This is a genomic window from Pseudomonas sp. LBUM1662, assembly GCF_059695915.1.
In genome coordinates this window covers 6,542,231-6,562,752 of sequence record NZ_CP166793.1, presented here as the reverse complement: position 1 = coordinate 6,562,752, position 20,522 = coordinate 6,542,231, and the positions used below count along the sequence as shown (strand labels likewise).

Genomic DNA, 20,522 nt, shown 5'->3' with positions numbered 1-20,522 from the left:
GCAAGGAGGACACCATGAGTGACGAGCAGCAGTTACTTCCCATCCCGAGCAAAGAGGTTCGGCAATGGGCAATGTTTTGTCACTTGTCCGCCTTGCTGGGGATATGGATTCCGTTCGGCACGTTGATCGGCCCGCTGATCCTCTGGCAGATGAAGCGCGAGATGGACCCGTTTGTCGATGCGCAGGGCAAGGAGGCGCTGAATTTTCAGATCACCGTCGCCATTGCCTCTGCGATCTGCTTCTTGTTGATGGTAGTGATTGTCGGGTTCTTCCTGTTTGGTCTGGTGGCGATTGGTGCGTTGGTGCTGACGATCATCGGTGGCGTGAAAGCCAATGAAGGGGTGCCTTACCGGTATCCGTTCACCTGGCGCTTGATCAAATAAACACCGCGTCCCTGTAGGAGCGAGGCTTGCCCGCGAAGAGGCCGGCACATTCAGCATCCGTGTTGGCTGTTAGATCGCTTTCGCGGGCAAGCCTCGCTCCTACAGAAAATCATTGCGCACAAAAAAGCCGACAGCGATGTCGGCTTTTTTGTGTCTGCGAAAAGACGCTTAGATGGTTAGCGTCCAGTCGTAGTCCACGATCAGCGGTGCGTGTTGCGAGAACCGTGGCTGGCGTGGCAGGCGTGCGCTGCGAACAAAGCGGCGCAGGCCTGGGGTCAGCAACTGGTAGTCGAAACGCCAACCGAGGTTGAGCATTTCCGCCTGTTCGTTGTCCGGCCACCAGCTGTACTGGTCGCCTTCACGGCTGACTTCACGCAGGGCATCGACATAACCCATGTTGCCGACAATCTCGTCCATCCAGGCACGTTCAGGTGCCAGGAAGCCCGGGGATTGCTGGCTGTCGCGCCAGTTCTTGATATCCAGCTTCTGTTGCGCCACGTACAGCGAGCCACAGTAAATGTACTCGCGACGTTTGCGTCGCTGTTTATCCAGATAACGGGCGAAATCGTCCATTAGCTTGAACTTCTGGTTCAAGTCTTCATCGCCGTTCTGCCCCGAAGGGAGCAGCAAGGTCGCGATGCTGACCTTGTCGAAATCGGCTTGCAGGTAGCGCCCGTAGCGGTCGGCCGTCTCGAAGCCGAGACCGCTGATGACTGCCTTCGGTTGCAACCGCGAATACAAAGCCACGCCACCCTGGGCGGGAACTTCGGCTTCGCAGGCATAAAGGAAGTAGCCATCCAGTTGGAAGGCTGGATCGTCCAGTTCAAAGGCGGAGGCGCGGGTGTCCTGCAGGCAGATGACGTCGGCATTCTGTGCTTGCAGCCAACTGAGCAAACCTCGCTCCACTGCAGCCTGAATACCATTGACGTTCACACTGATGATCCGCATAAATGGCCCCAAAAATCGCGTGCGTGTATGATACACGGCGTCAACCTAATTAGCTAAATCCGTGGTATTTGGGGTTTTTTTCATGCAAGCGTATCAGCGCGATTTCATTCGTTTTGCCATCGATCGCGGCGTTTTGCGCTTCGGCGAGTTCACCCTGAAGTCCGGGCGCACCAGTCCTTACTTCTTTAATGCCGGGCTGTTCAACTCGGGTTCGGCCCTTGCGCAGCTGGGTCGTTTCTACGCGGCAGCCATCGTCGAGAGCGGTATTTCGTTCGACGTTCTGTTTGGCCCTGCGTACAAAGGCATCCCGTTGGCGGCAACCACTGCAGTGGCCCTGGCCGAACATCACGACCGTGACCTGCCGTGGTGCTTCAACCGCAAGGAAGCCAAGGCCCACGGCGAAGGCGGCAGTCTCGTTGGCGCGCCGTTGACCGGCGAAGTGCTGATCATCGACGACGTGATCACCGCTGGCACCGCCATCCGCGAAGTGATGCAGATCATCGCTTCCCAGGACGGTGCCAAGGCCGCAGGCGTGCTGATTGCCTTGAACCGTCAGGAGCGCGGCAACGGTGAGTTGTCGGCGATCCAGGAAGTGGAGCGTGACTTCGGCATTCCGGTGATCAGCATCGTTTCGTTGAACCAGGTGCTGGAATTCCTGGCTGACGATCCGCAGCTCAAGCAGCATCTGCCTGCCGTAGAAGCCTACCGCGCCCAGTTCGGCGTCTGAAGAAAAGGCCCTGTGAAAACAGGGCCTTTTTTGTGAGTGTCGGTGTCAAGGTGACCGTTACTCCCGAAGGTGCAAGGCGCGCAATAAGGCATCAATCTGCCCGAAAGCGTCTTGTTGCCACTGATCTGCTGTGCGATCTCCCAGGATTTGGCTGTCTTCGACGAAACGTCTTACTGAGGTCGGGCCGTAGCCCTCGACGATATCAAACTTGTCGCAAATAAACTGAAAACCCTGTTCGCCACTTCCCGTTTCAAGTACTGGCCGACACTCTTCTGCAAGCGCTTCTATGCCTCCGGGATAATTACGAACGCAATAGTAGATGTCGTAGGCGTCCTTCTGTTTATGCCTCCCGTTCAGGGCATATCCCTTCATTGCAAGCAGTGCGGGGACCGAGCACACAGCGACCTCGACACGATTTTTGCCGCCCGTAGGCATGGGGCCTTCAATCGCAACCATCTGATAGAAACGCGTGGCCAAGTCGGCACCGTCGGCGCGTTGAACTGCAAAGTCGTTGAGAATGGGTGGCTTGTTTTGGATTATTTCAGCGTCGCGTGGCATTAAGAAGTCCACGATCACATCTATTGCAGCTCCACCATCCTGTACGGGAACCTGACGAACGAGTTGGAATCGCCGAAGTTCTCCTCTTTGCTCGTATCCATTGCCCATCAGTGCTTCGATCAATGTCGCGTATTCGCCATCACCGAGAGCCTCTGCGTCCAGGCTCAAATCGACATCAAGGGTACCAACGTGTTGCATATCGTCATTCGCAAGCAGAAGCCACGGCACCGCTCCACCAATCACTGCAAATTTGCCTCTGAAGGAGCCTAAAATTTGACCCATTTCGATTAATACCGCTTTCACTGCATTCGTCGTTCTGTCGTCATAATCTGAAGCGGATTGAGGGTCTAGCGGAGCCATGTCAATTTTTCCTGTCGTAGATACTCGGCGGCTTCCTTTCCGCGCTCCCCTGCAACCGATAGATCCAGATAGGTCTGAACTGGACTGGTGCATATGGCGCCTGGCGCTGCTTCAACGGTATCCAATAGAAGTCCTTCGTCCTTGGGTAAAGTGATCACTACGTTTTCTCCCTTTGATGCGGGAACCAACTGTAATGCTTTGACCAATTTATCTAGACCTTGAATGTCCGCATAAAAGTAATTCGTGCTGACTCGAGCATAGGGCGCGAGCCATTGAGCGGCAGAAAATGACGAAAAAAGCGCGTGTCCGTTGCTACTTTCTCCGATAGCGTTCCGCGCCGCATTTTCCAATGCGCTGCCATGTAAGGTGGTATAGAACTTTTTACGGTCCCCTGATGGAGATTCGTATGTTTCGGCCCATGCATCCAAAAGGGCTTGAGGATCGGATAGACATACACCCTCGTTTGTTGCTCTTGCCCACTCTCGATTCAGCAGCGCTGTACGGACATTGCTGACTTGACCCAGACTCGCTCCGGCAGCTTCGGAAAGTTCCATCACCCGCCAAGCTCGGTCCGGCTCCCGAAGCATCATACGAATGATCTGAGCTGATTTTGGTTTGAAGAGAGACTTCAGCTCCCTGTTCTCCGAGGGAGGCCTGTCAGCAACTTGGTGGTCAATGAATATGCCATCGAATGAAATCCAGGAATTACCCTCCAGGTCCAGATATCCCACACCTTTTTCCCGGCACGCTTGTCTGGCAACGGGTGAAAGATAAGGTGCGACCACGATAGGCGTAGCCTCGGTGTTCCGCTCGTTCACGTAGTCGCGAAGCTGCAGTATGGCTGCGTTTATGAATCTGGGCTGGCCACTAGCTTTCACCTCGCAGACCAGAGAGTGCGATTTTCCTGATGTGTTTACCTCGACAATGAAGTCGGGAGTCCAGGCTTTTGAAAGCGGTGCGGATTTCAGGCTTTTAATTTCGAGGATCGGTATTTTACCCAGGAGGTTTCGCAGTGCGTCTCTTGAGTGAATTTCGAGCTCTTTCATTGATTAGACCCTTTTCAGCGAATGCTGAAAATAACTATTCTGGTGAAAGCTGTCGAGGAATTTTCACCCAATATGATGATTTCAACGAATGTTGAAAATTGGGTAAATATTGAAATATGTAAAACGGATGTGCTGCTAGCCCAGCTTCCGCCATTTATTGATGAGCCGCGCAGCGAGCCAAACATTGAAGAGCGCAAACAGCAGCAACGCCAGGACGACGAACACATAAAGCGTGCGATCGACGTCGAAATCCCACAAATCCAGCGTGCTGCTGCCCAAGATTTTCACAGCGGCAGGCAAGTTGACGTAAAACAGCGCCAGGAAGGCGCTGGTCAGAGGGAGGGCGCAGGCGAACAAAACGTTCATTACCTTCTTCCGGCTACGTTTTCTGGCGAGCGGACCTGCCTGCTTTTCATCCAGCTCCAGCGCTTCATCCAACTTGGGCCAGGCCAGATTGAACATGAAGGTGGTCAGGGTCAGCAGCAAGCCACTGACCGCGACGATGTCACTGAACGGCATTCAGGCCCAGTGTCCGGCACAACAGCGCGTGGGAGTCTTCGCTGATCTCGAATTGCCCGGCACTGCCTTTGCGTTTGGTGATGGGTTTGAAGGTCGGCTCGTTCTGTGTGATCAGCATGTTCAGTTCATCGCGGATGACATCCGAGCTGATTACCACCAGATACACGGTCTGAGCGTGTTCCGCAGACTCGATCACGGCTCGCATGCTATGTCGCAAGATCTCGTCCAACTGGTTGCGAAAGCGTGAAACCGTGTTTTTCAGCAAGGTTTTGCTTTGGCTTTGGGTCAGCTGGAAAATCGTCGAAATCTGCGATTCAGTCGGCAACGTTTGCCCGAAGTAGCTTTGAATCAGGTACAGCAAGCGATCTTGCTTGGCCTCATCCGCTCTGCTGGGCATGCCACCTTCGACCAGCATTTTTAGATATTCGGTCAGACTCGCCTTGGCTATTCGCTGTAGGGCGTGAGCGATTTCGTTGTCGGAAATCCTCAAGGTCTTTTTGACCGGTTCCTTTTGCTCCTGCTCGAAAGCCTGGGCGTCGATCGTGAACGAGATCTGCATGGCTCAGTCCTCCGGCGCTATTTTTTGCTGGCAGGGCTGGAGGTTTCGACCTGTTTGATCCCGGCGGGTTTGTCGGTTTTCTTCGGGTATGGATCGATCACGGCGTCGCCCTGGCCGGTCAGAACTTTCCAGCCTTTGCGCGTGTGCGTGTCTTTTTTGAAATAGGGGCAGGGCGGGATCGAGGTTTTTGCCTGATTCGAATACGGATGTCCGCAGTCCACGCATTCAAAGGTGCCTGCTGAAACATCGCTGCCGTAAGGGACGTAGTCTTTTTGCATGAGGTCTTTCTCCTGTGGATACAGGGAAGATCCTAAGCGGATGGATGCCGGCAGGATGTCGGACGTTTCGCTGAGTCAGGTCGGACGTTTCCTGCGCGCATAAAAAAGATCGCAGACTTCGTCAGCTCCTACAGAATTTTCGTACATTCGTAGGTGCCGGCGAAGGCTGCGATCTTTTGCCGTGCTTGAATCAGTGACGCTTGCGATTGCTGATCAAAGTACCCACACCGGTGTCGGTGAAGATCTCCAGCAGAATCGCATTTGGTACGCGACCATCAATGATCAGCGAGCTGCCGACGCCGCCCTGAACCGCTTCCAGTGCGCAACGGATCTTCGGCAGCATGCCGCCGTAGATGGTGCCGTCAGCGATCAGGTCGTCGACCTGTTGAGTCGTCAGGCCGGTGAGGACCGTTCCTGACTTGTCCATCAGGCCGGCGATGTTGGTCAGCAGCATCAGCTTTTCGGCTTTCAGTGCTTCGGCCACTTTACCGGCCACCAGGTCGGCGTTGATGTTGTACGACTCACCGTTGGCGCCGACGCCGATTGGCGCGATCACCGGGATGAAATCGCCTTTGACCAGCAGGTTCAGCAGGTCGGTGTTGATGCCGACCACTTCGCCCACCTGGCCGATGTCGATGATTTCCGGCTGGGTCATCTCCGGCGTCTGGCGGGTCACGGTGAGCTTCTTCGCACGAATCAGCTCGGCGTCTTTACCGGTCAGGCCGATGGCGCTGCCGCCATGACGGTTGATCAGGTTGACGATGTCCTTGTTGACCTGGCCGCCGAGGACCATTTCCACCACGTCCATGGTCTGCGCATCAGTGACGCGCATGCCGTCGATGAAGTGGCTCTCGATCGACAGACGCTTGAGCAGGTCGCCGATTTGCGGGCCGCCGCCGTGAACCACCACCGGGTTGATGCCGACAGCTTTCATCAGCACGATGTCGCGGGCGAAGCCGGTTTTCAGCTCCTCGCTTTCCATCGCGTTGCCGCCGTATTTAATCACCAGCGTCTTGCCGACATAGCGGCGGATGTAAGGCAACGCTTCGGAAAGGACCTTGGCGGTGTTGGCGGCGGCTTCGCGTTCGAGGGTCATTCAGGGCTCCGGCACTTCGATAAAAGGCGCTTCAATAAATCAAAACGGTAGTTGGAGATCAGGTGCAACACGCTTCAACTGGACTTTGAACACGTCCTTGATGCGCTGCAATTCCGCCTCGTCATCAGCCTCGAAGCGCAGCACCAGCACCGGTGTGGTGTTGGACGCGCGCACCAGGCCCCAGCCTTTGGCGTAGTCGACTCGCACGCCGTCAATGGTGGTCAGGTCGGCGCCTTCGCCCCACTTCGCGTCGTGCAATGCATCAATGATGCTGAATTTGCTCTCTTCGGTCACATGGATATTGATTTCCGGCGTAGAAATATCGTTCGGGAAGGTCGCAAACAGCTCTTCCGCGGTGGATTTTTCTTTGCTGAGGATCTCCAGCAGACGCGCAGCGCTGTAAATGCCGTCGTCAAAACCGAACCAGCGCTCCTTGAAGAAGATGTGCCCGCTCATTTCGCCGGCCAACAGGGCGCCGGTTTGTTTCATTTTCTTTTTGATCAACGAATGACCGGTCTTCCACATTAGCGGACGGCCGCCGTATTCCTTGATCAGCGGTGTCAGGCGACGGGTGCATTTGACGTCGAAGATGATTTCCGCGTCAGCGTTGCGCGCCAGTACGTCGCGGGCGAACAGCATCAGCAGGCGGTCCGGGTAGACGATGCTGCCGGTGTTGGTCACCACGCCGACGCGGTCGCCGTCGCCGTCGAAGGCCAGGCCGAGGTCAGCGTTGGTTTCCTTGACCTTGGCGATCAGGTCCACGAGGTTTTCAGGCTTGCCCGGATCCGGGTGGTGGTTCGGGAAGTTGCCGTCGACGTCGCAGAACAGCGGGATGACTTCGCAGTTCAATGCTTCGATCAGTTGCGGAGCGATCACGCCGGCCGCGCCGTTGCCGCAGTCGACCACGACTTTGAGGCGGCGAGCCAGTTTGATGTCCTGGACAATTTCGGTGTTGTAGCGGTCGAGGATCTCGACCTGGGTGACGCTGCCCTTGCCGCTGCTCAGGTTGTTGGTCTTGAGGCGGTCGTGCAGGGCCTGGATCTGTTCGTTGGCCAGGGTGTCGCCGGCGATCACGATCTTGAAACCGTTGTAGTTCGACGGGTTGTGGCTACCGGTCAGCATCACGCCGGATTTGCCGGCCAGGACGTTGGCGGCGTAGTACAAGGCCGGGGTTGGCACCAGGCCGACGTCGCTGACGTGGCAACCGCTGTCGGCCAGACCTTTGATCAGTTGCTCGACCAGTTCCGGGCCGGAGAGTCGGCCGTCGCGGCCAACGGAAACGTTCGGTTCGTCCTGGGCCAGGCTCTGGGCACCGATGGCGCGACCGAGCCAATAAGCGGTTTCAGCGTTCAAGAATTCCGGGACGGTGCCGCGAATGTCATAGGCGCGGAAAATGCTGTCGGGGAACTTGGGTGCGACTTGGGCTGGGGTGCTCATTACTGGAAATGCTCCATCTCGAAGGTGGCTGGACCTGTCTGCGAAGAACTCGTCAGCAGGCGCAAACTGAAGGGTATGACGGCGTTTTCCACTGAGAGTTCGTGGTGTGTAAAGGCCATGACCCCGGTTTCAGCGAGCATTTGGCCGGCCAATCCCCTGATTTTCGAAGCTAAAACGATCGCTGATGCTGACGCAATTTTTGTGGCAAGAGAGCGTCCCCTGTAGGAGCTGCCGAAGGCTGCGATCTTTTGATCTTGAAATCGAAAATCAAAAGATCGCAGCCTTCGGCAGCTCCTACAGGGAGGACATCTATCGGATCAATGGCTGCCGGAATGCCCGAAACCACCCGCGCCGCGTTCGGTTTCTACGAACTCTTCGACCATCTCGAAGTGCGCTTGAACCACCGGCACCAGCACCAGCTGGGCCAAACGTTCGCCAACGACCATGGTGAATTCGGTCTGGCCACGGTTCCAGCACGAGACCATCAGCGGGCCCTGGTAATCCGAGTCGATCAAACCGACCAGATTGCCCAGCACGATGCCGTGTTTATGGCCCAGGCCGGAGCGCGGCAGGATCAGCGCGGCCAGACCCGGATCGCCAATGTAGACGGACAGGCCGGTCGGGATCAGCACGGTTTCACCCGGTTTGATGACAGTGTCTTTTTCCAGCATGGCGCGCAGGTCGAGGCCGGCGGAGCCTGGCGTGGCGTACTGCGGCAGCGGGAATTCGGTACCGATGCGGGGATCGAGGATCTTGGCTTGCAAAGCGTGCATGTAAATTAAACCTGGTTCAGACGTTCGGCGATAAAAGTGATCAGCTGGCGAGCGATTTTGCTCTTGCTGGTCTGGGCGAAAAGTGTGGCGTGCAGTTCACGGTCGATCACGCTGCAGGCGTTTTCTTCGCTGTTGAAGCCAATGCTCGGGTTCGCAACGTCGTTGGCGACGATCAAATCGAGGTTCTTGTCTTTCAACTTGCGTGCAGCGTAGTCGAGCAGATGTTCGGTTTCGGCGGCGAAACCGACACTGAACGGACGGTCGGGGCGTGTGGCGATGGTGGCCAGGATGTCCGGGTTGCGCACCATCTGTAGCAACAAGCCGTCGCCGTTCGTAGGGTCTTTCTTGAGTTTCTGTGGGGCGACGACTTCCGGGCGGTAGTCCGCGACCGCTGCCGAGGCGATGAACAGGTCGCAGGGGATCGCGGCTTCGCAGGCGGCGAGCATGTCGCGGGCGCTGACCACGTCGATGCGCGTGACGCGATCCGGAGTCGGCAGGTGCACCGGGCCGGTGATCAGGGTTACGCGGGCGCCGGCTTCCACCGCGGCTTCGGCCAGGGCAAAGCCCATTTTCCCGGAGCTGTGGTTGGTGATGTAGCGCACCGGGTCGATGTTTTCCTGGGTCGGGCCGGCGGTGATCAGTACGTGTTTGCCGGTCAATGCCTGACGCTTGAAGCAGTCCGCCGCGCATTGGGCGAGTTCGACGGCTTCGAGCATGCGGCCCAGGCCGACGTCACCGCAGGCTTGGCTGCCGGAGGCCGGGCCGAAGGCTTTGATGTCGCGGCTTTCGAGGATTTGCAGGTTGGCCTGGGTCGCCGGGTCGCGCCACATGGCCTGGTTCATCGCCGGGGCAACGGCGACCACGGCATCGGTGGCCAGCACCAGCGTGGTCAGCAGATCGTCGGCAATGCCCTGGGCCAGACGGGCGATCAGGTCCGCCGTAGCAGGAGCGATCAGCACCATGTCGGCCCACTTGGCCAGCTCGATATGGCCCATGGCAGCTTCAGCCGCCGGGTCCAGCAGGTCGAGGTGGACCGGGTGCCCGGACAAGGCCTGCATGGTCAGCGGGGTAATGAACTCGCTGCCGCCACGGGTCATGACCACGCGCACTTCGGCGCCTTGGTCGATCAGGCGGCGAACCAGGTCGGCGCTCTTGTAGGCAGCAATGCCGCCGCCGACGCCCAGAACGATGCGTTTCCGATACAGCCGCTGCATAGGTCTGCCTTTCATTTCGTTGATGACTGCGTGGCGATACCCCCTCCCCAGGAGTGAAATCGCTCGCAAAAAAGATGGGCTACGATATCACAGCGACCGCTATGGAACAGCGGCGCCCACAGACCATGGAGGTGCTATGAGTATTCGGGATTGGCCGGCGGCGGAACGGCCGCGGGAGAGGTTGCTTGAGTTGGGCTCGGGGAGCCTCTCGGACGCCGAGTTGCTGGCGATTTTTTTACGAACCGGCGTGGCGGGTAAAAGCGCGGTGGATCTGGCGCGGCACCTGTTGAATCAGTTTGGCAGCCTGCGTTCATTACTTGAGGCCGATCAAGCCGCGTTCAGCAGTCAGTTGGGGCTCGGGCCCGCGAAATTTGCGCAGTTGCAAGCGGCCCAGGAAATGGGCCGACGGCATTTGGCCGAGCGTGCGCGGCAAAAATCGGCGCTGGAAAATCCACAGGCCGTTCGGGATTACCTGAAATCAATGTTGCGCCACGAGCCTCACGAGGTGTTCGGCTGTCTGTTTCTGGATTCAAAGCATCAAGTACTGACCTTTGAAGTGCTGTTTCGCGGCTCCATCGACAATACCAGTGTCTACCCGAGGCAAGTGGTCAAACGGGCATTGGCCCACAACGCTGCAGCGTTGATCCTCTGTCACAACCATCCGTCGGGTAATACCAACCCCAGTCAAGCCGACCGAACGCTGACCAAGCGCCTGCAAGAAGCGCTGGATCTGATCGATGTGCGAGTGCTTGACCATTTCATCATCGGTGATGGCGATCCGCTGTCGATGGCCGAGTATGGGTGGATGTAGCGGGGCGAACACAAATCCACTGTGGGAGCGGGCTTGCTCGCGAAGGGGCAGTGTCAGTCGACATCAATGTTGAATGTCACACCGCATTCGCGAGCAAGCCCGCTCCCACAGGTTTTGTGTAGGGCGGGCTACTTGAGGTTTACCTTGGAGTAGTCCTGGCGGCCGAATGGGCTCACCGAGTAACCCTCGACGTCTTTACGCGTCAGCGCAAAAGCAGTCGGATGCGCCAGCGGCAGCCACAACGCCTGCTGCTGGATCTGCGCCTGGGCTTGTTCATAGAGCTTGGTGCGCACCCCTTGCTCGCCGGTGGTCTTGCCGGCGCTGATCAGCTTGTCCAGCTCCTGGTTGCAGTAGCGGGCGAAGTTGGTGCCGGATTTAACTGCGGCGCAGGAAAACTGCGGCGTGAGGAAGTTGTCCGGGTCGCCGTTGTCACCGGCCCAGCCCATGAACAGCAGGTCGTGCTCGCCGGCCTTGGCGCGGCGGATCAGTTCGCCCCATTCGATCACCCGGATTTCAGCCTGAATGCCGATTTCCGCGAGGTCGGCTTGCAGCATCTGCGCGCTGAGGCTCGGGTTCGGGTTGAGCAGGCTGCCGGAAGGTCGGGTCCAGATGGTGGTCTGGAAACCGTCCTTGAGCCCGGCCTTGGCCATCAAGGCTTTGGCTTTTTCAACGTCATGGGGGTAGCCCGGCAAGCCTTTGGCGTAGCTCCAGGTGTTCGGCGGGTACGGGCCGTTGGCGGGCTCGGCGGTGTCTTCGAACACGGCTTTGACGTAGTTGGTCTTGTCGAACGCGAGGTTGATGGCCTGCCGCACTTCGGGTTTATCCAGCGGTGGGTGCTGGCTGTTGATGCCGACGAACGCGGTCATGAAGGCGTCAGTCTTTTCCACTTTCAGGGTCGGTTCTTTCAGTGCTGCCTGTACGTCCAGAGGTTTGGGTGACAGGGCAATCTGGCACTCGTTGCGGCGCAATTTCTGCAAGCGCACGTTGGCATCCGGGGTAATAGCGAAGATCAGCGGGTCCACCGACGGTTTGCCACGGAAGTAGTCCGGGTTGGCCTTGTAGCGAATCGACGCGTCTTTCTGGAAGCGCGTGAACACGAACGGGCCACTGCCGATCGGCTGGCTGTTGAGCTTCTCGGGCGTGCCGGCCTTCAACAGCTTGTCGGCGTATTCGGCTGAATAGATCGAGGCGAAGCCCATGCTCAGGGTCGCGAGGAAGGTCGAGTCCGGGTGATCGAGGGTGAAACGCACGGTCAGCGGGTCCAGGGCGTCGATCTTCTTGATCAGCGCCGGCAACTGCATCGACTGAGCGTGCGGGAAGCCGCTCTGGGCGACTTTGTGCCAAGGGTGAGCCGGGTCAAGCATACGGTCGAAGCTGAATTTCACGTCTTCGGCGGTCAGTTCACGCGTCGGGCTGAAATACTCAGTGCGATGGAATTTCACCTGCGGGTGCAGCTTGAACACGTAGGTCAGGCCGTCGGGCGTAACTTCCCAGCTGTCCGCGAGGCCGGCGACCACTTTGCCGCTGGCCGTGTCGAAGTCCACCAAACGGTTCATCAGCACATCGGCTGAGGCGTTGGTGGTGGTCAGCGAGTTGTATTGCACCACGTCGAACCCTTCCGGGCTGGCCTCAGTGCAGACGGTCAGGCCGGCGGCATGGGCCATCGGGCTCAGCAGTAGTGGGGCAAGCAACAGCGGTAGGGCAGCGAGGCGCATGGTCGGATTCCTTTACACATCGAAGGCCCATCTGCAAGTGCAGTCTGGAAAAGGCTTACCCTAGTGGGCTCTTTTGCAAATGACTATCCCCTTTTTCATTTTAAGGGGACTATGTGCGCTTGTTTTCGGTGATGCGGGCCGAAGAAAACCCGGAATCGGTCGATTGGCCGATTCTCTGCGACGAGCGGTCTTAATCGACGACAGCCTTTATCCAAGGCGCTCGGCGCCGGAAAAACGGGGAATTTATCAAGTCCGCGCACACGGAATGTTGTTGCTCTTCAGTCTTTCTGGTATAAAGCAGCGCTCTTTTCTAGGGGCCCGGTTCCTTCACTGTAGGTGTAGCCGGTAAGACCTCTAAAGAAACGCGGCGCCTGGCGCCAAATGACTGAGAGATTAAGCGGCCAACCCATGCCGGGTTGGGCATGTGGTTTTAGAGGGCTGAGGCATGTCGAGAGTATGTCAAGTTACCGGTAAGGGTCCGGTGACTGGGAATAACATTTCCCACGCAAACAACAAAACCCGTCGTCGTTTCCTGCCGAACCTGCAGCATCACCGCTTCTGGGTTGAAGAAGAGAAACGTTTCGTGCGTCTGCGCGTATCTGCCAAAGGCATGCGTATCATCGACAAGCGTGGCATCACTGTCGTGCTGGCCGAAATCCGCAAAGCCGGCAAGATCTAAGGGAGCTAATCATGCGTGAATTGATTCGTTTGATTTCGAGCGCCGGTACTGGTCACTTCTACACTACCGACAAGAACAAGCGTACTACCCCGGACAAAATCGAGATCAAGAAATTTGATCCGGTTGTTCGCAAGCACGTGATCTACAAAGAAGGCAAAATCAAGTAATTGATTTTTCCTCCTTACGAAAAAGGCCCGTATCGCGAGATACGGGCCTTTTTTGTTGCCTGCGATTTGTGTTGCCTTCCAGGACGCCTTCGCGGGCAAGCCTCGCTCCTACAGGATGGACGCAATCCACTGTAGGAGCGAGGCTTGCCCGCGAAGAGGCCGGCCCGGCTGATACAAATCCTCAGGCCTTCTGTTCAAACGCCACATAAATCTTGCGGCACGTTTCCAGCACTTCCCAGGTGCCGCGGAACCCGGCCGGAATCACGAAGCGATCGCCTGCGCGCAAGGTCTTGCCGTTGCCTTCGTTGTCGCGCAGTACTGAAACGCCCTGAATGATTTCGCAGTACTCATGCTCGGTGAAGTTCACGTGCCACTGGCCAACAGCGCCTTCCCACACGCCCGCATTCAACTGGCCGCAAGGGCTGTTGTAGTGGTTGTAAACGACTTGTTCGGGATCGCCCTTCAGGATTTTCGCCTGATCCGGTTTGTAGCGCTCGGGCTCGGTAGTGGCGAGGCTGAAGTCGACGACATCCTGGATATTCATTGTTGTAATTCCCCGTGATTGCGGCGCGATGGCTGAAAAGACCCAAAGTCTATGTTTATTAAAATGAACATCGCAAGGCCGTTTGCCGGCCTTGTGTCAAATATATTGAAACTACACCGGCCGCTGGTTTAGGGTGGCGGTTGCCTTGGGCCGAAAAATCAGGCTGGCTGGGCAGAATTCCTGACAGCGCCCGCGAAGACCGCGGGGCGCTCGTATTCAATAAGAGGAGGACACTCGAATGACCACCCTGACTCGTGCCGATTGGGAACAACGGGCTCGCGATCTGAAGATCGAAGGCCGCGCCTACATCAATGGTGAATACACCGATGCCGTCTCCGCCGAGACCTTCGAGTGCATCAGCCCGGTCGATGGCCGTCTGCTGGGCAAGATCGCCAGCTGTGACGCCGCCGACGCCCAGCGCGCTGTTGAAAACGCCCGCGCCACGTTCAATTCCGGCGTCTGGTCGCGCCTGGCGCCGACCAAACGCAAAGCCACCATGATCCGTTTCGCCGGCCTGCTGAAGCAGCACGCCGAAGAGCTGGCCCTGCTTGAAACCCTGGACATGGGCAAGCCGATCAGCGATTCCCTGTACATCGACGTTCCTGGCGCGGCGCAAGCCCTGAGCTGGAGCGGTGAAGCCATCGATAAGATCTACGACGAAGTCGCCGCGACCCCGCACGATCAGCTGGGTCTGGTGACTCGCGAGCCGGTTGGTGTTGTCGGCGCCATCGTGCCGTGGAACTTCCCGTTGATGATGGCCTGCTGGAAACTCGGCCCGGCGCTGTCCACCGGTAACTCGGTGATCCTCAAGCCGTCCGAAAAATCCCCGCTAACGGCTATCCGCATCGCCGCACTGGCCGTTGAAGCCGGCATCCCGAAAGGCGTGCTCAACGTTCTGCCGGGTTACGGTCACACCGTCGGCAAGGCCCTGGCCCTGCACAACGATGTCGACACACTGGTGTTCACCGGTTCGACCAAGATCGCCAAACAACTGCTGATCTACTCCGGCGAATCGAACATGAAGCGCGTCTGGCTCGAAGCCGGCGGCAAGAGCCCGAACATCGTGTTCGCCGATGCCCCGGACCTGCAAGCCGCAGCCGAAGCGGCGGCGGGTGCCATCGCCTTCAACCAGGGCGAAGTCTGCACCGCCGGTTCGCGTCTGCTGGTCGAGCGTTCGATCAAGGACACCTTCCTGCCGCTGGTGATCGAAGCGCTGAAAACCTGGAAGCCGGGCAACCCGCTGGACCCTGCGACCAACGTCGGCGCACTGGTGGATACCCAGCAGATGAACACCGTGCTGTCCTACATCGAATCCGGCCATACCGATGGCGCCAAACTGGTGGCTGGCGGCAAGCGCACGCTCCAGGAATCTGGTGGCACCTACGTTGAGCCAACGATTTTCGACGGCGTGACCAACGCGATGAAAATCGCCCAGGAAGAGATCTTTGGCCCAGTGCTGTCGGTGATTACTTTCGACACCGCCGAAGAGGCCGTTGCGATTGCCAACGACACGCCATACGGCCTGGCCGCTGCGGTGTGGACCAAGGACATCTCCAAGGCGCACCTGACTGCTCGCGCGTTGCGTGCCGGTAGCGTTTGGGTCAATCAATACGATGGCGGCGACATGACCGCACCGTTTGGCGGCTTCAAGCAGTCGGGTAACGGCCGCGACAAGTCGCTGCATGCGTTCGACAAGTACACCGAGCTGAAGGCGACCTGGATCAAGTTGTAAGCCAGTGACGGAGCCCGGTAACCAACCGGGCTCCTGAGCGACGCAGATCCCCTGTGGGAGCGGGCTTGCTCGCGAAGGCGCCGTAACAGCCAACGATGATGTTGGATGTGATGGCCTCTTCGCGAGCAAGCCCGCTCCCACATTTGTTTTGTGTCATCTGTGAAAAAAATATCCACAGGAGCGTGGGAAATGCGTTGGGCGACTTATTTCGCCGTGTTGGCGTCGGTCTTGAGTGTCGGCCTGGCCCTGGGTGTCAGCATGCCGCTGGTGTCGTTTCGCCTGGAAGGCTGGGGTTACGGTTCGTTTGCCATCGGCGTAATGGCTGCCATGCCAGCGATTGGCGTATTGCTGGGGGCGAAGATCTCCAGCCATCTGGCCTCGCGTCTTGGCACGGCCAATCTGATGCGCCTGTGTCTGTGGGCCGGGGCGGTGTCGATCGGTTTGCTGGCGCTGTTGCCGAGTTACCCGATCTGGCTGCTGTTGCGCCTGATGATCGGGGTGATCCTGACCCTGGTTTTCATCCTCGGCGAAAGCTGGATCAACCAACTTGTGGTCGAACAATGGCGCGGGCGTTTGGTGGCGCTGTACGGCAGCAGCTATGCGCTGAGTCAGCTCGCCGGGCCGTTGTTGCTGGGCGTTGTGGGCACCGAGCACGATTACGGCTTCTGGGTTGGCGTGGGTTTGCTCACGGCGGCACCGTTCCTGTTGCTGGGCCGTAGCGGCGCACCGTCCAGTGAGGCTGCCGGTGTGACCTTCAGCGACTTGTGGAGCTTCTGCCGAGGTCTGCCGGCGATTGCCTGGGCGGTGTCGCTGTTCGCGGCGTTCGAAGCGATGATCCTGACCTTGTTGCCGGTTTACTGCCTGCGCCAAGGCTTCACCACGGAAATCGCGCTGGCGATGGTCAGCACCGTGGTGGTGGGGGATGCCTTGCTGCAACTGCCGATTGGCGCCTTGGCGGATCGCTTGTCGCGTCGCACGCTGTTCACCGGTTGTGCGGTGGTGTTGCTGGTCTCGAGCCTGGCAATCCCGTTGCTCATCGACACGTTGTTGATCTGGCCGTTGTGGGTGCTGTTTGGCGCCAGCGCCGGAGGGTTGTTCACCTTGTCGCTGATCCTGATCGGCGAACGCTATCGCGACGATGCGCTGGTGCGAGCCAACGCGCACATTGCGCAGCTGTGGGGCATTGGTTGCCTGATCGGGCCGTTGGCTGCGGGTGCCGGCAGCCAGTGGATCAGCGGGCATGCGTTGCCGCTGCTGATGGCGGCGGGGGCGTTCGGGTTGGTGATTCTGCTGATGCGTCAGGGCGCGTTTGGCACGGTTGCTGAACCTGCTTAAATCCAAACTGCCAACCAACCACATACCCCCTGTGGGAGCGGGCTTGCTCGCGAAAGCGGTGCATCATCCGACGATGATGTCGACTGACCCACCGCTTTCGCGAGCAAGCCCGCTCCCACAGGGGATATATGGCGGGTATTACAACATCCGCTCCAGGCCGACCGCCGTGCTGAACCAGGAATTGAAGCGGCGCCACAGGCTCCCGGGCTCCTTGGTCAGCACGTGCATTTTGCCGTTGTCTTCGGTCTCCCAGACGATCCGGTCATTTTCCAGTTTCACCTGATAACTCAAGGGTGGCGCCATACCCTCCATCGCCGCTCTGCGCACATGCGCGGCGAGTTCGGGGCTGTCGACCAGAACCCCGACTTCGGTGTTCCACAGCACCGAGCGCGGGTCGAAGTTGAACGAGCCGATGAAGGATTTCTGCTGGTCGAAGATCATCGCCTTGCTGTGCAGGCTGGAATCGGAACCCCGGTAAGACTTGCTGTAGAAAATATGCGGCCCGCTGCCGCCACCTTCGCCGGGTTGGCGGCGCAATTCGTACAACTTCACGCCATGTTCCAGCAGCGCCCGGCGATAAGGCGCATAACCACCGTGCACCGCCGGCACGTCCGTGGCTTCCAGCGAGTTGGTCAACAAACTCACCGACACCCCGGCGTCGGCCCGGCCGGTGAGGTACACCAGCCCCGGCTGCCCCGGTACGAAGTAAGCCGAGATCATGATCAGTTCTTTACTGACGCCGGTGAGCTCAGGCGCCAGTTGCGTGGTCAGCAGCAGATGCGGGTCTGGTTCGCCGTCCGACAAGACCTTGCTCGGCGCATCCCACAACGCCTGGTTCCACGCCCAGATCAGCTCCCGGCGCCAGATGTCCAGGCGTGGCCTGGTGGTGTAAGTCATCAACTGCTGATACAGCGCGTGATTCTGCTTGCGCGTCTCTTCCAGCGATTCTTCCAGGCGCGTGCGGGTGTTTTGCAGGTCCTTTTGCGTCGGTTTGCTCGACAGGAATTCGTCGATCGGCTTGCTCAGCGCGCTGTTCCAGTACTGGTCGAAGCTGTGGCCAAGCTGCTCGGCCACCGGCCCGACGCTGAGCATGTCGATGTCGGTGAAATTCAGGTTGGGCTCGGCATCGAAGTATTCGTCTCCCAGATTACGACCGCCGACGATGGCTGCGCTGTTGTCTGCCAGCCACAGCTTGTTGTGCATGCGCCGGTGTTGCAGCGACAGGTTGAACAAGCGGCCCATGGTACGCGTCACGCCGGTGGCGCGGCCCAAGTGCAGTGGGTTGAACAGGCGGATCTGGATCTGCGGGTGTGCGGCGAGGGTAGCGATGATCCAGTCCAGGCCGTCGCTGGTGGTGTCATCGAGCAGGATTCTCACCCGCACGCCGCGATCCGCCGCTTTGAGCAATTCGTCCACCAGCATCCGCGTGCTGATGCCGTCGTGCACGATGTAGTACTGCAAGTCGAGGCTGCTTTGGGCGTTGCGGATCAGCTCGGCGCGGGCCATGAAGGCTTCGCTGCTATTAGACAGCAATCGAAAGCCGGATTTGCCCTCATGGGGCGCGGCCTGGGCCTGGATTGAACGACCGAAGGCCGAGTCGCTGGCGGGCAGCGCCTGGCTCGGTTCGCGCTGAACATCGAAGTTGGCGCAACCGCCGAGGAACGAGGCGAGTAGCAGAAGAGCGAGCAGGGGCTGTCTGACTCTCACGTGGGATCGTTCCGATTGGCGGCAAATGTCGGCATATGGACGCTGGATTCCTGAGAAAGGTCAGTCGGTGCTGTAATCCGATTCCGCCAGCAGTTTGATCGCCGCGGCGCCGACTTTGCGCACCGCCTCTTCGATCAGCGGTGTTGGCTTGGCAGCGTAGTTCATCCGTAGGCAGTTACGGTACTTGCCCGAGGCGGAAAAAATGCTGCCGACGGCAATCTGTACGCCTTGGTCGTGCAGGGCGCGATTCAGTTTCAAGGTGTCGAAGCCGTCCGGCAGTTCAACCCACAGCATGAAGCTGCCTTGCGGGCGGCTGGCGCGGGTGCCGGCGGGGAAGTAGCGCGTGACCCAGTCAATCATCAGGTCGCGACTGCGCTGGTATTGCGTGCGCATCCGTCGCAAATGCGGTTCGAAATGCCCGGCCTTGAGGAATTCGGCGATCGCAATTTGCGGTTGCGGCGCCGTGGAGCCGGTGCTGATGTATTTCATGTGCAGCACCCGTTCCAGATAACGTCCCGGCGCGACCCAGCCAATGCGCAGGCCAGGCGCCAGGGTCTTGGAAAAGGAACTGCACAGCAGGACGCGGCCGTCTTCGTCGAAGGATTTGATCGTGCGCGGGCGCGGGTAGCTGTAGGAAAGTTCGCCATACACATCGTCTTCGATAATCGCCACGTCGAAACGCTGTGCCAGCGTCAACAACGCGCGTTTGCGCGATTCCGGCATGATGTAGCCCAGCGGGTTGTTGCAGTTGGGCGTCAACTGTATGGCCTTGATCGGCCACTGCTCCAGGGCCAGTTCGAGTGCGTCGAGGCTGATCCCGGTGATCGGGTCGGTAGGGATTTCCAGTGCTTTCATGCCCAGGCCCTTGAGGGTCTGCATGGCGCCGTGAAAGCTCGGCGAGTCCACCGCCACGATATCCCCCGGCTCGCAGATGGCACGAATGCTGGTGGACAGCGCTTCGTGGCAACCGGTGGTCACCACCAGATCGTGGGCCGTCAATTGGCAACCGGAATCGAGCATCAGGCGGGCAATCTGTTCGCGCAGTTCAAGGGTGCCGTAGATGTTGTCGTAATACAGGCCGGGCATGTCCTGCCGACGGCTGATCCGCGCCAAGTTGCGCAGCAGCGGTTTCATGGTCGGCGTGGTGATGTCTGGCATGCCGCGCCCGAGTTGCACGACATCTTTGCGTGGGACGGCTCGGATCAGCTCCAGCACTTGATCCCACTGGGAAATATCGACTGGGCGCTGGGCCGGGCGGCCAATAGCCGGCAGCTCCGGCAGTTCGCGACCCACCGGCACGAAGTAGCCGGACTTGGGTTTGGGCGTCGCCAGCCCACTGTCTTCCAGCACGCGATACGCTTGCTGCACCGTGCTCAGGCTGACTCCGTGCTCGACACTCAACGCCCGTACCGACGGCAGCCGGTCACCGGGGCGATAGAAGCCCTGTTCGATACGCGTGCCGAGCAATTCGGCGAGGTTGACGTAAAGGGTCATGGCGCAGCCTCGGTGTGGGTGATTCAGTTAACCAATACAGATCGGGCGTAATTATAGGATTCAGACGCTAAATCGGTAAATCTGTATGGAGTTAATACAGTCTCGTTGAATCTGTAATGCTTTTTGCCGTCCGCGCATCATGAAAGCTCTGGCTACCCAAGTAAACAGGAGCAATCAAAATGAACGGCTTGAGCGATGTGCGGCTGACGATACACAGTCAGGAACTGGCGGCAGGGCAAATCAACGGCGCACGCGAGGCGGTCATGCGCAACGCACCGACCGGCCTGAGTCGCTGGGGTCTGTTCTGGCATCGTCTGCACACGCGCAAGGCGTTGCTGACGCTCACGCCGGAGCAGCTCAGGGATGTCGGATTGAGTCGGGAGCAGGCGCGGGAGGAGGGGCTCAAGCCTTTCTGGCGGATCTGAGTCTTGTGGTGTTTT

At 58.6% G+C, this 20,522-nt stretch carries 21 protein-coding genes and 1 pseudogene; 8 read left to right on the top strand and 14 right to left on the bottom strand.

Translation table 11 applies throughout. From position 1 onward, the window contains the following. The first annotated feature begins 14 nt into the window (after positions 1 to 14). Positions 15 to 383, top strand: a complete 369-nt coding sequence (locus tag ACA049_RS29975; RefSeq protein ID WP_497331922.1) for a DUF4870 domain-containing protein — start codon at positions 15 to 17, stop codon at positions 381 to 383. 168 nt (positions 384 to 551) lie between these two features. On the opposite strand, the gene crc is transcribed toward ACA049_RS29975, so the two are convergent. After that, the gene (gene crc / locus ACA049_RS29970) at positions 552 to 1,331 is read right to left on the bottom strand and encodes a catabolite repression control protein Crc (protein ID WP_007934608.1); all 780 of its coding nucleotides are present in this window, start codon (positions 1,329 to 1,331) and stop codon (positions 552 to 554) included. An 82-nt stretch (positions 1,332 to 1,413) separates the two neighbouring features. Here crc and pyrE point away from each other — a divergent pair, with 82 nt between their 5' ends. Next, entirely contained in the window at positions 1,414 to 2,058 is a 645-nt protein-coding gene (pyrE, locus tag ACA049_RS29965) for an orotate phosphoribosyltransferase (RefSeq protein ID WP_497331920.1), read from the top strand. A gap of 57 nt (positions 2,059 to 2,115) precedes the next feature. On the opposite strand, the gene ACA049_RS29960 is transcribed toward pyrE, so the two are convergent. From ACA049_RS29960 to coaBC, 9 genes and pseudogenes are all read right to left on the bottom strand, one after another. Next, on the bottom strand, positions 2,116 to 2,976 hold the full coding sequence (locus tag ACA049_RS29960; protein WP_497331918.1) for a hypothetical protein: 861 nt from the start codon (positions 2,974 to 2,976) through the stop codon (positions 2,116 to 2,118). Next, the gene (locus ACA049_RS29955) at positions 2,964 to 4,022 is read right to left on the bottom strand and encodes a type IV toxin-antitoxin system AbiEi family antitoxin (RefSeq protein WP_497331916.1); all 1,059 of its coding nucleotides are present in this window, start codon (positions 4,020 to 4,022) and stop codon (positions 2,964 to 2,966) included. The genes ACA049_RS29960 and ACA049_RS29955 overlap by 13 nt, the downstream gene beginning before the upstream one ends. Positions 4,023 to 4,157: 135 nt before the next feature. Beyond that, the gene (locus ACA049_RS29950) at positions 4,158 to 4,541 is read right to left on the bottom strand and encodes a hypothetical protein (RefSeq protein ID WP_497331914.1); all 384 of its coding nucleotides are present in this window, start codon (positions 4,539 to 4,541) and stop codon (positions 4,158 to 4,160) included. Further along, positions 4,528 to 5,100: a hypothetical protein gene (locus ACA049_RS29945; RefSeq protein WP_497331912.1), complete on the bottom strand. Its 573-nt coding sequence runs from the start codon at positions 5,098 to 5,100 to the stop codon at positions 4,528 to 4,530. The genes ACA049_RS29950 and ACA049_RS29945 overlap by 14 nt, the downstream gene beginning before the upstream one ends. Before the next feature lie 17 nt (positions 5,101 to 5,117). Further along, positions 5,118 to 5,378 carry a hypothetical protein gene (locus ACA049_RS29940; protein WP_497331910.1) on the bottom strand — a complete coding sequence of 87 codons (261 nt, stop codon included), beginning with the start codon at positions 5,376 to 5,378 and terminating at the stop codon, positions 5,118 to 5,120. 190 nt (positions 5,379 to 5,568) lie between these two features. Continuing rightward, complete coding sequence (argB, locus tag ACA049_RS29935) at positions 5,569 to 6,474, bottom strand: acetylglutamate kinase (protein WP_008007602.1); 906 nt, start codon at positions 6,472 to 6,474, stop codon at positions 5,569 to 5,571. A 39-nt stretch (positions 6,475 to 6,513) separates the two neighbouring features. Beyond that, positions 6,514 to 7,917, bottom strand: a pseudogene (locus ACA049_RS29930) (phosphomannomutase/phosphoglucomutase); the annotation flags it as partial. 311 nt (positions 7,918 to 8,228) lie between these two features. Beyond that, a complete protein-coding gene (gene dut / locus ACA049_RS29925; protein ID WP_497331908.1) occupies positions 8,229 to 8,684 on the bottom strand; it encodes a dUTP diphosphatase in 456 nt (151 codons plus the stop codon). A gap of 5 nt (positions 8,685 to 8,689) precedes the next feature. Then, on the bottom strand, positions 8,690 to 9,898 hold the full coding sequence (coaBC, locus tag ACA049_RS29920; RefSeq protein WP_109626718.1) for a bifunctional phosphopantothenoylcysteine decarboxylase/phosphopantothenate--cysteine ligase CoaBC: 1,209 nt from the start codon (positions 9,896 to 9,898) through the stop codon (positions 8,690 to 8,692). Between the two features lie 136 nt (positions 9,899 to 10,034). On the opposite strand from coaBC, the gene radC reads away from it, so the two are divergent. After that, on the top strand, positions 10,035 to 10,709 hold the full coding sequence (gene radC / locus ACA049_RS29915) for a RadC family protein (RefSeq protein ID WP_497331906.1): 675 nt from the start codon (positions 10,035 to 10,037) through the stop codon (positions 10,707 to 10,709). Positions 10,710 to 10,837: 128 nt separating this feature from the next. On the opposite strand, the gene ACA049_RS29910 is transcribed toward radC, so the two are convergent. Then, a complete protein-coding gene (locus tag ACA049_RS29910) occupies positions 10,838 to 12,424 on the bottom strand; it encodes an ABC transporter substrate-binding protein (RefSeq protein WP_497331904.1) in 1,587 nt (528 codons plus the stop codon). A gap of 445 nt (positions 12,425 to 12,869) precedes the next feature. Between ACA049_RS29910 and rpmB the strand changes: the two genes are divergently transcribed. Both rpmB and rpmG read left to right on the top strand, forming a co-directional pair. Continuing rightward, positions 12,870 to 13,103, top strand: coding sequence for a 50S ribosomal protein L28 (rpmB, locus tag ACA049_RS29905; protein WP_007894701.1), 234 nt, complete (start codon positions 12,870 to 12,872; stop codon positions 13,101 to 13,103). An 11-nt stretch (positions 13,104 to 13,114) separates the two neighbouring features. Continuing rightward, positions 13,115 to 13,270 carry a 50S ribosomal protein L33 gene (gene rpmG, locus ACA049_RS29900; RefSeq protein WP_007894709.1) on the top strand — a complete coding sequence of 52 codons (156 nt, stop codon included), beginning with the start codon at positions 13,115 to 13,117 and terminating at the stop codon, positions 13,268 to 13,270. Between the two features lie 181 nt (positions 13,271 to 13,451). On the opposite strand, the gene ACA049_RS29895 is transcribed toward rpmG, so the two are convergent. Continuing rightward, positions 13,452 to 13,814 carry a cupin domain-containing protein gene (locus ACA049_RS29895; RefSeq protein ID WP_109626712.1) on the bottom strand — a complete coding sequence of 121 codons (363 nt, stop codon included), beginning with the start codon at positions 13,812 to 13,814 and terminating at the stop codon, positions 13,452 to 13,454. A 238-nt stretch (positions 13,815 to 14,052) separates the two neighbouring features. Between ACA049_RS29895 and ACA049_RS29890 the strand changes: the two genes are divergently transcribed. Continuing rightward, the gene (locus ACA049_RS29890; RefSeq protein ID WP_497331902.1) at positions 14,053 to 15,546 is read left to right on the top strand and encodes an aldehyde dehydrogenase; all 1,494 of its coding nucleotides are present in this window, start codon (positions 14,053 to 14,055) and stop codon (positions 15,544 to 15,546) included. A gap of 189 nt (positions 15,547 to 15,735) precedes the next feature. Then, complete coding sequence (locus ACA049_RS29885) at positions 15,736 to 16,881, top strand: MFS transporter (RefSeq protein ID WP_497331900.1); 1,146 nt, start codon at positions 15,736 to 15,738, stop codon at positions 16,879 to 16,881. Between the two features lie 138 nt (positions 16,882 to 17,019). Here the strand turns inward: ACA049_RS29885 and ACA049_RS29880 are convergent, their stop codons facing one another. Beyond that, positions 17,020 to 18,588 (bottom strand): phospholipase D family protein, encoded by a 1,569-nt coding sequence (locus ACA049_RS29880; protein ID WP_497331898.1) that lies wholly within the window; start codon positions 18,586 to 18,588, stop codon positions 17,020 to 17,022. A gap of 60 nt (positions 18,589 to 18,648) precedes the next feature. Then, on the bottom strand, positions 18,649 to 20,082 hold the full coding sequence (locus ACA049_RS29875; protein ID WP_497331896.1) for an aminotransferase-like domain-containing protein: 1,434 nt from the start codon (positions 20,080 to 20,082) through the stop codon (positions 18,649 to 18,651). Between the two features lie 179 nt (positions 20,083 to 20,261). Between ACA049_RS29875 and ACA049_RS29870 the strand changes: the two genes are divergently transcribed. Further along, positions 20,262 to 20,507: a DUF1127 domain-containing protein gene (locus ACA049_RS29870; protein ID WP_497331894.1), complete on the top strand. Its 246-nt coding sequence runs from the start codon at positions 20,262 to 20,264 to the stop codon at positions 20,505 to 20,507. Positions 20,508 to 20,522 lie beyond the last annotated feature (15 nt).